An 11,987-nucleotide genomic window follows, 5' to 3' on the forward strand; every position below is an offset into this window, starting at 1 on the left:
GTTAATCAATATCGGTTTGGAGATGATTTTTCGATTGTTTGTACCATTTTAGTGTCGCCTATGACAAAGGTAAGGCGGATGACCCTATTAAGTACTTCGCTGCAAAAGAAAATCAAGATTTAGGAGTCGTCAAAGCGCTGCGAAAGCCAGTCTCAAAGCTGGATTTGTCTCCTTTTCCTGCACCATCGCAGACATTAGTGCAATCATTCTAACCTCTCACTGATGGAGATACAGCTAATTTTCAGTCATGGCTTAGACAATGACCGCGATAGAACTTTATTTGGTGTATGCCTGTTTGACGACATTTCTTTAAATCAAATCAAAAAGTAAAATTGTAGGAGTTCAGAAGAAAAAGCAAATGACCGACGCACCTTTCCCAAACCGAATCGACCGCATCGAAGAAATCCTTTTAGGTGTGGCAGAGCGACAAGCCGCCACCCAACAACAACTAAATGAACTCGCCAACAACGTTGACCGAGTTCTGAGTCGTAGTGCGATTTTAGATGACGTACTGCTTGAATTACGCGATAGCCACGAACAACACCAGCGTAATTTTGAAGAACATCAACGGAATTTTGAAGAACATCAACGGAATTTTGAAGAACATCAGCGCACCACAAACGCAGCATTACAAAGTCTTGAGTCAATACTTTTGCAATTAATTAGAAATAACCCAACTTAATTCCCTACCTGCCCCATTCTCTACCCACACACGATTATCATTATCACAAAAACTATTTTGAGTATTTTAACCAATTGACAAAAGGTGCTTTATCTTAACCTTTCACCGATGGGTACTGTTACATCCACAGGTTGATGTTGAAGGTAAGCTAGTTCAAGGTATTCTGTCTAGATCACAAACGACTGGATACCGTCTTCTACGACTTAATATTTCTTTTGACAAAATGAAAATCTGTATTGTTGGCGCTGGTGCGATTGGTGGATATTTAGGGGCAAAACTGGCACTGGTAGGTGAAGAGGTGACACTAATCGCGCGTGGTTATCATTTGGAGGCAATTCAAAAAAATGGGCTGAAGTTACTCATGGCAGACGGTTCCAGCCAAATTGCTACCCCAACTTTGGCAACTAGTGATATTCAGTCAGCAGGGACACAAGATGTAGTAATTTTAACTGTTAAGGCTCACAGTGTACCCGCGATCGCACCTTTTCTCCCTGCACTGTACAATCCTCATACAATGGTGGTGACAGCCCAAAATGGCGTTCCTTGGTGGTACTTTCGTCAGCATGGCGGTGAATATGAAGGTACGCGGATTCAATCTGTTGACCCAGATGGGATTATTGAAGCTAGTATCGGTGCTGAACGTGCTATCGGTTGTGTGGTTTACCCAGCAACTGAGATAATTGAACCAGGTGTAATTAAACATATTGAAGGCGATCGCTTTACTCTTGGTGAAATCGACGGCACTAAAACAGAACGCATCCAATTATTGGCACAAACTTTAAAACAGGCAGGATTCAAAGCACCAATCCGCAATCAAATTCGCACCGAAATTTGGATCAAGTTGTGGGGTAATGTGGCATTTAATCCGCTCAGTGCTTTAACTGGTGCTACTTTAGAGGATATTTGCCGCTATCCCCTCACCCGCGAATTAGCGTGGCAAATGATGACAGAAACTCAAGCGATCGCAGAAAATTTGGGTATAAAGTTTGGCATTACTTTGGAACAGCGAATTAATGGCGCAGAAAACGTTGGTGCCCATAAAACCTCAATGCTACAAGATATTGAAGCCGGACGCGCTACGGAGATAGACGCTATTGTTGGCGCAGTCACAGAATTGGGAAAACTTACTCAAATTCCCACACCTTATATTGATGCTATTTATGCCAGCGTCAAGCTGCTGGAGGCGACCAAACAAAGAAGTCTATTTAATGAAAGGTAAAAGGTCAAACTCTTGACGAATTTCTAACAGTGAACGGTCTAACATTGGTTCAAAGTTAAGAAACGGGACGAAAATCTGATGATTGCGAGTTTTTCGCCACATTGAAATCAACTCTGGCATTAATCGCAGTAATTCCAAAAAGATGGAGCTGTACAAACCAATCATACCATGACGTTTGATCAAGTCTTCATACATCACATCTACAGATGGATTTTGGCGCTCACGCAACCAATCTCTAAATTTGAAGTCACTTGTCCAAAATGTTAGCGGCAAAATCTTAAGTTCATCATACATATCTGTGTCACAGCCATAAATGACGTGACTAGCATCATGGGCAAGCAATATTTTGGCAAAATCCTCTGGTTGAGTGCTGGGATGAGTGAGATCGAAATTGACCGTGTAGTATTCCTCTAGCCCTTGACGTAAAGTTTGAGTGCTATTTTTGCTGGTATATTGGGGTCGAGTTCGCAAAGACATAGGTCTGTGAATAATATTATCGATACCATTAGTATCGATAATATTAAATACAAATGTCAATCACATTGGTAGTTGTCAGAAATAAAAATTAATATGAAGTTATTGCTATATGAGTGAACCTGCTAAAAAGCGCCCTGGAAGACCTCGCAGTGTTGAGTCTCATCAGGCAATTCTGCAAGCGACAATTGATTTACTCATAGAGGTTGGTTTTACTCAGATGAGTGTTGATGCGATCGCTGCCCGTGCTGGAGTAGGCAAAACTACGATTTATCGACGATATAATTCTAAGGAAGAGTTAATTGCAGATGCGATTGAAAGTCTTAGACAAGAAGTTGTGATACCTGATACAGGGAGTTTCTGGGGTGACATCGATTCTCTGATTGAGAGTGCTGCACAACTTACACTCAATTCTTTAGGAAAACAGACTGTTGCTATGATTGTTAGCACTGCATTAACCAATCCTCAGTTCGCTCAGATGTATTGGACAAAATATCTACAGCCTCGACGGGAAGCTTTTGCGATCGTGCTACAACGTGGGAAGGAACGAGGTGAACTTCAGGCAGATGCCGATTCTGATTTATTTTTCGACACAATCAGCAGTATTATGCTTTATGCATCAGTTTTTCCACCTGGTGCTGAATCGTGGGGTGCTTATGTTCGCCGTCTTCTAGATTTTCTGCTCAGAGATAAAGTAGTTTAAAAAATAAATTCAGATTCAAAAGCTTCTGCACAAAACTTCTAGATACACTAAAATATTTGGCTAGCTGCTAATATGACCCTTCTTTCTTAGAGGCTGTCTCTAAAGAAATACCAAGTTCATGAAAAAAAAAGTATGGCTATTAACGATACTGGTTCTAACAGTAGTAGGAATCAGCATCATCGGACATAGTAATTCTCTAAAAGCTGCTTCACCTTTAGGGAAAGACACGCTGACGATGATTACTTCCCCAGATTATCCCCCTTATGAGTTTTATGATACAAAAGGAGGCGATCGCCAAATCGTTGGCTTTGATATAGATATTGCCAAAACCCTTGCTGAAAAACTAGGGTTTAAACTTCAAATAATGGAATCCGATTTTAATGGATTAATCCCTGCACTCCAAGCAAATCGCGCTGACTTTGTAATGGCTGGGATGACTCCGACTCCAGAACGTCAGAAAAATATTGATTTTTCAATTATTTATTACGAAGCCAAAGATACAATTGTCGCTCCTAAAGGTAGCAACCTGAAACAGCCCCAAAACTTATCAGGAAAAAAGGTTGGGGTACAACTAGGAACTATACAAGAACAAAATGCTCAGAAAATTGCTAAAAAAGTTGCGGGTATTCAGCTAAAGCAACTCAACAAAGTGCCGGAAGTAGTTCAGGAAATCAAATCTGGGCGAATTGATGCAGCAATTGTTGAAGATACCGTCGCTAAGGGATTCGCTCAAGCTAACCCAGATTTAGAATTTAATACTATTCCTTCAGAGGAGGCAAGTGGATCAGCGATCGCTTTTCCCAAAGGTTCTTCTTTTGTAGAACCGTTTAACAAAGTCCTTCAACAAATGAAAGACAACGGCACATTGAATAAACTTGTCGCCAAATGGTTTTCACAGAATGTTACCGCCAATCCTGTATCCTCAACTCCTGCCAAAGGCGGATTGAATCTTGACTTCACCAGAATTCTTCCAGATATTCCCTTTATTCTGCGGGGAATCCCTTTAACTTTGTTGTTCACCCTATTATCTGTAACCTTGGGGTTAATCTGGGGAACAATCCTATCTCTATTAAAAATTCTCGGCATCAAGCCGCTTACCTGGGTTGCTAACGCCTACACTTCTGTTTTTCGAGGTACACCTTTGCTATTACAGTTGGCATTAGTTTACTACGCAACACCCCAACTTACAGGCTATGACATTTCCGCATTGGAGGCTGGGGTGCTAACTTTTACGCTGAATTCTGGCGCTTATATGTCGGAAACCATCAGGGGTGGGATTCAGGCGGTGGATAAAGGGCAAAGTGAAGCGGCGATGTCTATGGGTGTTCCCTATTGGTTGATGATGTGGGATGTGATTTTGCCCCAAGCATTAAAGAACATTCTCCCAGCATTGGTAAATGAAACTATCGGATTGCTCAAAGATTCCGCGCTGGTGTCAACCATTGGGGTGGTGGAAATATTACGCAGCGCCCAAATCGTTGGTGCAAATAAGTATATTTATTTTGAACCACTGCTATTTGCAGGGTTAATCTACTATGTTTTGGTAATGGGTATGACCTTGGGTGCATCCGCTTTAGAAAAGAGGTTACGGGAAAGTGAGTAATGTAGTAATTCGCACGGAATTCTTATCTAAATCCTTTGGCAAACTCGACGTACTCAAAGATATTTCCACTGAGTTTTATCAGGGGGAAGTGGTTGCCATACTAGGCCCTTCTGGTTCAGGTAAGTCTACATTTTTGCGATGCATAAACTTGCTAGAACAACCCACTAGAGGAAGAATCTACTTTCACGACCAAGAAATTACCAAGCCCAAGGCAAACATTGCTAAGGTGCGCCAGCATTTGGTGATGGTATTTCAACATTTTAATTTGTTTCCCCACATGAATGTGCTGCAAAATGTCACCTACGCGCCCATAAAGGTGAAAGGAATAAACAAGCAAAAAGCAGAAGAACACGGCTTAGAATTGCTTGCTAAGGTAGGTTTAGAGCCAAAAGCATCTGTCTATCCGTCCAAACTATCTGGGGGACAGAAACAGCGAGTAGCGATCGCCAGGGCATTAGCAATGGAACCAGAGATGATTTTGTTTGATGAACCCACTTCTGCGCTAGATCCAGAAATGGTTAAGGATGTGCTGGAAGTGATGAAAGCTTTAGCGCTATCGGGAATGACAATGGCCATCGTTACTCATGAAATGGGCTTTGCCAGAGAAGTTGCCAATCGGATTATCTTCCTCGACCAGGGAAGTTTAGCAGAAGATACTACTCCTGACGAGTTTTTCCAAAATCCTCAGTGCGATCGCGCCAAGCAATTCTTGGAAAAAATGCTTTAAAACATCAGAAATTCGCCGCTTTTTTTGTATTCTTGAAACTTTTCCAAAACGGGGCGATCGTTTGGCATTAACGTAGGTAAGTCCGCCAAATCAAAAAATTCCAGCGCCAGCGATTCTCCATCTAAGCAACCGAGACTGCCTGACCATTCAACGGCTCGCAAAATTAAAATGAAGTTTTGGACGCGATCGCCATTGGGATAAGTTACAGCTTCAAAGGCTGGGTTGGAAGAAAATCCCACAGCTGCAAAACGCTTAACCGTTAAACCAGTTTCTTCAAAAACCTCTCGTGCTGAACATTCTTCAGCAGATTCACCTACTTCAGGACAACCGCCAGGTAGCCCCCAAAGTTTGAAATCACTCCGCTTTTGCAACAAAACGCGCCCCAAGCTATCTTCAATAATCACACGTGCGCCAAATAATAGAAGTAGGCGATCGCCTACAACTTGTCGTAACTTGCCTAGATAAGAATCTGACCAATTCGCCATAATCTGAGAGAAAGTTTGTAAAGAAACTCTAAAGGTAGTAAATAGCGATCGCCTGAAAACAGGATAATGCAGCTGAACAGGTTAATCCTTCCCATTCAACCTAGAATTATGGCATCTACATCTAAAATCCTCGCCTTTGCAGGCAGCACCCGGATTGATTCTTACAACAAAAAATTGGTAAAAATCGCGGCGGCTGGCGCTAAGGCAGCAGGTGCAGAAGTGACTTATATAGACCTCCGCGATTTGCCTTTACCTCTCTATGATGAAGATTTGGAAGCTCAAGAAGGACTACCAGCCAACGCCCGTACTTTCAAGGATTTGCTAATTTCTCATCAAGGATTGCTGATTGCTTCGCCGGAATATAACAGCTCACTCACAGCAGTTTTGAAAAATGCCATTGACTGGGCATCCCGTCCAGCCCCAAACGAAGCACCGTTAGCTGCTTTTGCAGGTAAAGTTGCTACTATTATGAGCGCTTCCCCAGGTGCTCTTGGTGGTTTGCGGGGGTTGGTTCACCTGCGGTCTATTTTGGGAAACATCAAAGTTTTAGTACTTCCTGACCAGATAGCCTTACCCAAAGCTTACGAAGCCTTTAATGCTGATGGCACGTTAAAAGATCCGAAACAGCAAGAATCTATTGAGCTGTTAGGCGATGGCTTAACAAAGATATTGCTGAAGCTTAACTAAATTTTATGCAGTCCCTCTTTGGTTAAAGACACAGCACCGAATGGCACTAAGAATTGCTCTAAGCTATACGGAATAAGGGCTATAGCTTTGAAAGCTATTGAACAGTGGAGGAGGAGTCAGGCGGTCGTCCTTGATGCAGTGTCATGGAAGCGATCGCCCTGCTAGAAACGAACCACGCGTTCGTAAACGTCGTCCAAAAGCTTACCCCTTAATGACAAAACCAAGGAATGAATTACGCAAGCAATTGCAAACTGCTTAAACCAAAAGGGTTTCAGCTTTTCAAGCGTGCCATTCGTTCATGATTTGATCTCTAATATTAATGTGACTGTCGCGATGGCGTACCCGCCCGCTCTCTTGCGATCGCAATTGGGTTTGTAGCAACTCCAATCTGTGTGGTACAAGTCTTTCGCAGTTGTATATTGCTCTATTTGCGATACTGTCTGGGTGGAATTCTCTTGGTTCTTTCTATCTAAATCGTAATGAGTTCCATTGCCCAACTTCTTTCAGATTCTTACAATGATTTGTCAGATTCTTATGGTGCTGGCGAATTTGTGATTGATGAGCTGCGGAAGGTTGTGACTTCAGAATGTTGCGTGATGTGCGCTAGGCAGCTTTGGATGCAACTTCCTGTACTACTGCAAGTTCTAAACGCTTCACTCCTGCCGATAAAAAGGCAGTTGCAGCCCGATCACTCTGGGCCCGATCCACATCCATCAGTGGTGTAGATGAAATCGTGAGGGCGAGGCGATCGCCCAAGGTCGCAACTCCAACAATCCGCCCTACCACACTTAGCATGACAGCAGGTGCATGGAGTGCTTCAATCCGAATGTTGCCGTATTGTTGAGCCATCTCGATGCGCCCGAGATTTGTGATGGTTAGTTGACAGGGATATTGCGATCGCGCTGCTTCAGCAAAGGCAGTGGCATCGGTGAGATTCGCCATTGCGGGTTGTCGGAGTTGGCGCTCCTCGACTAACTGCTGGGCAATGTCGATTTGTGAGAGTTGAGATTTGACCGATCGCGCAACGTCCCAAAACGCAGAATCCGCCTGAAGAAAATGAGTCGTCATACACAAGCAAAAATAAAGCCCAACTCCATCTGGCATCGGCAAGGATAGATGCGATCGCACGTTGACCGGGTGTAAACATCGCATCACATCGCTGGGTTTAACGTCTTGCTGAGTGAGCGTGAGCAAGAACGCCGCGCTGATTGCACCGTGTACGGTTGTGTGTTCGGCTCGACTGCGTTGGATCAGTTGCTGGGTGAGTTCGGGAGAGAGGACAACGGTGCGAATGTGGGGTGGGGGACGACGAGACAGGGGTGGTATATAGTCCGTGGGCTTAGGAGTAGCTTCTTTCCAGGGTTCGATGCCAGGAAGCGCTGATTCGAGCGATAATGCCGCACAAAGGTGCGATCGCTCAAATATTTTGCCTCCTAATCCTTGGACAATATCTCGCATCAGATAAACGCCAGATAACCCATCTGCGATCGCATGATGGCAAATAATCATCAGTTCGGATTCAGCCCCCGATTGCAGCAGCACGACTCGCAGTAAGGATGCAACCTGCCAATCCAACGAGCGAGCCAGTTCGACTTCGAGTTCTGCTTGCCACTGCCACTTGTCCGTTCTCGTGACCAGCCGCAGCGGAATTTCGTCGTCGGTTTCGACAAATTTAGGCTGTCCGATCGCGTCAGGGGCGATGCGGACTCGCAGCAGCGGATGGCGTTGCTGAACTTGCCTGAGTACCGTCGAAAGTTGATCGACACTGAACTGCCCCTGAAGTTTCGCAACGGTGGCAAAATCCATTGGATAAAACTGGTTGTAGAGCCAAAATGAATGTTCAAATGCACCTAAATACCGTTCCATGAGTGACTCCTATTGCTTCTCGACAGAAACTGAATTACGACAGAGAAGTATTTGAACAACGTTATCGAGCAAGACATCGCAACATTAAACGCATCGTGAAACCGATAAGATAAGCGGCGGCAGATGAATGGAACTAAGAAAAGCTGAAACACTTGTAAATTAAGCTGTTTGCTTTCATATTTCGTAATTCGTGCCGGGGTTTGGTCATCAAGGGGTAAATTTTTGGGCGACGTTTGCGGACTCGTGGTTCACTTCTACCTGGGCGATCGCTCACAGCTTTGTGAGCAATAACTTTAAGTAACGTGCGATAAATTTGAAGACGTTTTGTTGAAGTTGCGGCTAACAATTCGGATTTCTCATGGATGTTTTCCGGGCTTGATGCTTACGAAATACTGCATCACAATCACATTTTTTAATCGCAACTAAATCAGCATAAGCGCAAAATGCTCTATCTCCTAAAAGCACCTCATTGGGTTTGAGTAAACTGTACACCTTTCTTGCTAGTTGAATATCATGGGTGTTCAGAACATCGATAATTAAAGCAACAGCAGCACCTGTTGCCAAACTGAATATCACACCAATTTTCGCAATGGGGAATCCACATCCAGGCAAGTGAAGTCTTGGGCTGAGGGTATGCTTTCTGATTTTCAATAGTGTCTGGCATTGATACTGTAGACCCATCTATCACCTTGACGTTTCGACCACACCATAAATATTCTGTTGTCACTTTTTCTGACAAACTTTCCCCAGTCTTATGAAAAAGTTTTTGTAATAATGTTTCTGGTAATCTTGACCGAGCTTGACAATAGGCACTTGTATCCGTCGTTCGCGGAGCGTCTCGAAGAGAGGGGATTTCTACTTCCAAGCCAGCCAAATAAGTAATGACTTTACTGACTGCATTATGGCAACTTTTATCACTATCCAAAACCTGAGATAAAAATGCCCAAATCGTTACGATTGGGTCAAACAATCGCTGATAATATCTAATTTTTAGCTCATTCATGGCTTGCTCAATTACAGAAGATGATAATAGCTCTTTAAAAGGCAATCCCAAACTTTGAGTAAATTTATCCTTGAGAATTCGTACTCGTAGTGTCACAGTGGTATTTATGTTGTTGGCTTATTCGTATCAATGAAAGTATTTCATGAACGAGTAAGCTTTTCCTATCTAAAATAAATTTTGGGCAACCCGTACATCTAATTCCACTGTCTCTATCAGGCACAGCGATGGCGTACCCGCCCGCCGCAGGCGATCGCAAAGGGCGCTGAACGAAAACAGCGATGCCGTTCGCGGAGCGTCTCGTAGAGAAGGCGGCGAGGGGAGCAGCACTGCATCAAGGACAATCGTCTGCCCCATCCCGACATTGTTCAATAGCTTTAAAATCTGTAGCGCTTATCCTGCATAGCTTAGAGCTTTTCTTAGTACCATTCGACACAGCACCACTGAGCGGTTCGGTGGTAAAGTCAGTTATCGAGTGATGTTATCCCTCTTTTATTACTACGGGGAAAGTTTTCTCAGAAAGAAAACCGGAAACAGTAAGTAACAGGGATGTTACGCCGCGCAGACAAGCAGTAAGCACAGTGGGCTTCATAGATAACTATTGTCAACACTATTATTCGGTATTTGAGGATGTAAAGAGGGATCATTTTGAAACTTTGAGAAAGGATGTACCTTAATCAAAAAGCGTGTAGGCGTAGGCTGCCCTTAGATATCGCTTAGTACTCTTAGTTGTGGATATTGAAAAAATTTTTACCTTTTTTCATCTCGCCACAAAGCAATACCGCCTAATAAACCAGTGATATTGGGGATAAGTTTGACATTTAACGGTAGCTGTAAATTCACTCTCACAGCTTCACCACCGCCAATGTAAAGGTAGTCATAATTAAACAGATGTTGCAAAGATGCGATCGCTTTTTCTAAACGCCTATTCCATCTTTTCTCACCAATTTTTTCTAACTCTGCACGCCCCAACTGCTGCTCAAAAGTTTCTCCTTTGCGAAACGGATGATGCCCCATTTCCATATTTGGTACTAGCTTACCATCTAGAAATAAAGCCGAACCAAACCCCGTACCCAGAGTAATCACCAATTCGACACCTTTACCTGCGATCGCACCAAACCCCTGCATATCTGCATCATTAATCACCCGTACAGGCTTGTTTAAGTGTTTTAATAATGCTGTTTCCAAATCAAATCCGATCCAATCTGGATGTAAGTTTACCGCTGTCTCTGTGACTCCACATCGTACCACACCAGGAAAACCGACCGAAACGCGATGAAATTCACCTTGAGCCGCTGCTAACACCACAATTGCATTAATTACAACCTCTGGTGTCGCAGGTTGCGGTGTATCTAAACGCGCCCTTTCCGTTACAGGATTTCCCGTAATATCCAAAACCATAGCCTTAACGCCACTACCGCCAATATCAACTGATAGGGTACGAATCGATCCATTTTCTTTAACCATTGAGTTACATCCTTGTTAATACTTGTTATTTCGTTATTATGCTCTGCTGCGTTTGATCATATCTGGATATTTGGAGAGTCTTTATATTGCTAGGGATATGGGGAAGCAGGGGAGCAGGGCAGCAAGGGAGAAGTTGCAGTAAGTTTTTCGCCTCTGCCCCTCTGCTCCCCTGCCCCTCTGCCTCTTGTACCCGATGCCCAAAGTTAAAAATCCCATACATTCGATGCCGGACAGCATCTAGATTTGTTAATCTAAGAATAATAGAGATAGTACTGGCGTAGCTGCTTAAAATCTATCGGGCAGCAAATTTCTATTGAAAGTAATATAAGAGAAAGAATTATGACGGCGTTTGAACCTCAAAGCATCCGCTCGTATAGACAAGAAGATGTCCAACAAATTCTGCACTTAGCGATCGCTCGTCAAGCAGATGATAAAGACACAGAATTTTCTTATGAGCATATATTAGAAATTGCTGCTGAGTTAGAAATTTCACCTGAGTCTTTAAAATTAGCAGAACGCGATTGGGTATTACAACAGGGTCAAGTTCAACAGCGAAAAGCTTTTGACGCCTACCGTATCAGAAGATTTCAGAAGCGTTTAAGCAAATATGCAATTTTCAATGGCTTTTTTATACTGCTTGATTTAATCACTGGTGGCGGAATTTCTTGGTCGCTCTACATTTTGCTATTCTGCGGATTGCCTGTAGGGCTTGATGTCTGGAATACCTTTCAAATTAAAGGCGAAGAGTATGAAATGGCATTCCAAAAGTGGAGTCGTAACCATCAGATTAAGAAAACCATCAGCACAGTTTTGAATAAGTGGTTTAAGGTATTACAGGCTTAATCAAAACTTTCTCTAACGCTAACGCTAATTCATCTCTACTTTATTCCCCCAGAAACGGCTACGGTGTACACACAAGTCTGAAGTAGTTTATGAATCTGGTTTTTCGCGTCAGTTTTACCCCACCCTAACTCTCCCCTTTCTAAGGGGAGGGAACTAGATTCCTGTTTCCCCTCTTTCCAAGGGGGGAACTAGATTTTCCGGTTTTCCCCCAATGCATCGGGGGGATTAAGG

General features: G+C 43.4%; 15 protein-coding genes and 1 pseudogene. 9 read left to right on the forward strand and 7 right to left on the reverse strand.

The features are described from left to right. Positions 1-7 precede the first annotated feature (7 nt). From HWQ40_RS33980 to HWQ40_RS33990, 3 genes and pseudogenes are all read left to right on the forward strand, one after another. Positions 8-179: pseudogene (locus tag HWQ40_RS33980) on the forward strand (IS4 family transposase); the annotation flags it as partial. 179 nt (positions 180-358) lie between these two features. Further along, complete coding sequence (locus tag HWQ40_RS33985; RefSeq protein WP_292786704.1) at positions 359-682, forward strand: hypothetical protein; 324 nt, start codon at positions 359-361, stop codon at positions 680-682. 223 nt (positions 683-905) lie between these two features. Next, entirely contained in the window at positions 906-1,901 is a 996-nt protein-coding gene (locus tag HWQ40_RS33990) for a 2-dehydropantoate 2-reductase (RefSeq protein WP_292786706.1), read from the forward strand. On the opposite strand, the gene HWQ40_RS33995 is transcribed toward HWQ40_RS33990, so the two are convergent. After that, a complete protein-coding gene (locus tag HWQ40_RS33995; protein WP_292786708.1) occupies positions 1,884-2,438 on the reverse strand; it encodes a hypothetical protein in 555 nt (184 codons plus the stop codon). The genes HWQ40_RS33990 and HWQ40_RS33995 overlap by 18 nt on opposite strands. Positions 2,439-2,487: 49 nt before the next feature. Between HWQ40_RS33995 and HWQ40_RS34000 the strand changes: the two genes are divergently transcribed. From HWQ40_RS34000 to HWQ40_RS34010, 3 genes are all read left to right on the forward strand, one after another. Continuing rightward, positions 2,488-3,078 (forward strand): TetR/AcrR family transcriptional regulator, encoded by a 591-nt coding sequence (locus HWQ40_RS34000; protein ID WP_292786711.1) that lies wholly within the window; start codon positions 2,488-2,490, stop codon positions 3,076-3,078. 118 nt (positions 3,079-3,196) lie between these two features. Continuing rightward, on the forward strand, positions 3,197-4,681 hold the full coding sequence (locus tag HWQ40_RS34005; protein ID WP_292786714.1) for an ABC transporter permease subunit: 1,485 nt from the start codon (positions 3,197-3,199) through the stop codon (positions 4,679-4,681). Then, entirely contained in the window at positions 4,674-5,408 is a 735-nt protein-coding gene (locus tag HWQ40_RS34010) for an amino acid ABC transporter ATP-binding protein (RefSeq protein WP_292786716.1), read from the forward strand. Before HWQ40_RS34005 ends, HWQ40_RS34010 begins: the two co-directional genes overlap by 8 nt. On the opposite strand, the gene HWQ40_RS34015 is transcribed toward HWQ40_RS34010, so the two are convergent. Further along, a complete protein-coding gene (locus HWQ40_RS34015) occupies positions 5,405-5,893 on the reverse strand; it encodes an NUDIX domain-containing protein (protein ID WP_292786718.1) in 489 nt (162 codons plus the stop codon). The two genes, HWQ40_RS34010 and HWQ40_RS34015, sit on opposite strands and share 4 nt — an antisense overlap. A gap of 108 nt (positions 5,894-6,001) precedes the next feature. Here HWQ40_RS34015 and HWQ40_RS34020 point away from each other — a divergent pair, with 108 nt between their 5' ends. Together HWQ40_RS34020 and HWQ40_RS34025 are read left to right on the forward strand one after the other, a co-directional pair. After that, positions 6,002-6,580, forward strand: a complete 579-nt coding sequence (locus HWQ40_RS34020) for an NAD(P)H-dependent oxidoreductase (RefSeq protein WP_292786720.1) — start codon at positions 6,002-6,004, stop codon at positions 6,578-6,580. 133 nt (positions 6,581-6,713) lie between these two features. Beyond that, positions 6,714-6,839 carry a hypothetical protein gene (locus HWQ40_RS34025; RefSeq protein ID WP_292786812.1) on the forward strand — a complete coding sequence of 42 codons (126 nt, stop codon included), beginning with the start codon at positions 6,714-6,716 and terminating at the stop codon, positions 6,837-6,839. 344 nt (positions 6,840-7,183) lie between these two features. On the opposite strand, the gene HWQ40_RS34030 is transcribed toward HWQ40_RS34025, so the two are convergent. The 5 genes from HWQ40_RS34030 to HWQ40_RS34050 all read right to left on the reverse strand — a co-directional run bounded on the left by HWQ40_RS34030 (position 7,184) and on the right by HWQ40_RS34050 (position 10,913). Beyond that, entirely contained in the window at positions 7,184-8,446 is a 1,263-nt protein-coding gene (locus HWQ40_RS34030; protein ID WP_292786722.1) for a condensation domain-containing protein, read from the reverse strand. A gap of 133 nt (positions 8,447-8,579) precedes the next feature. Then, complete coding sequence (locus tag HWQ40_RS34035) at positions 8,580-8,792, reverse strand: hypothetical protein (protein ID WP_292786815.1); 213 nt, start codon at positions 8,790-8,792, stop codon at positions 8,580-8,582. Between the two features lie 165 nt (positions 8,793-8,957). After that, entirely contained in the window at positions 8,958-9,545 is a 588-nt protein-coding gene (locus tag HWQ40_RS34040; protein WP_292786724.1) for a hypothetical protein, read from the reverse strand. Positions 9,546-9,614: 69 nt separating this feature from the next. Next, the gene (locus HWQ40_RS34045) at positions 9,615-9,803 is read right to left on the reverse strand and encodes a hypothetical protein (RefSeq protein WP_292786727.1); all 189 of its coding nucleotides are present in this window, start codon (positions 9,801-9,803) and stop codon (positions 9,615-9,617) included. Positions 9,804-10,196: 393 nt separating this feature from the next. Continuing rightward, entirely contained in the window at positions 10,197-10,913 is a 717-nt protein-coding gene (locus HWQ40_RS34050; RefSeq protein WP_292786730.1) for an ROK family protein, read from the reverse strand. 339 nt (positions 10,914-11,252) lie between these two features. On the opposite strand from HWQ40_RS34050, the gene HWQ40_RS34055 reads away from it, so the two are divergent. Further along, complete coding sequence (locus tag HWQ40_RS34055) at positions 11,253-11,756, forward strand: 2TM domain-containing protein (protein ID WP_292786733.1); 504 nt, start codon at positions 11,253-11,255, stop codon at positions 11,754-11,756. The last annotated feature ends 231 nt before the right edge of the window (positions 11,757-11,987 follow it).

It is taken from the genome of Nostoc sp. NMS9 (genome assembly GCF_017114995.1).
In the GTDB taxonomy this organism is placed as follows: Bacteria; Cyanobacteriota; Cyanobacteriia; order Cyanobacteriales; family Nostocaceae; genus Nostoc.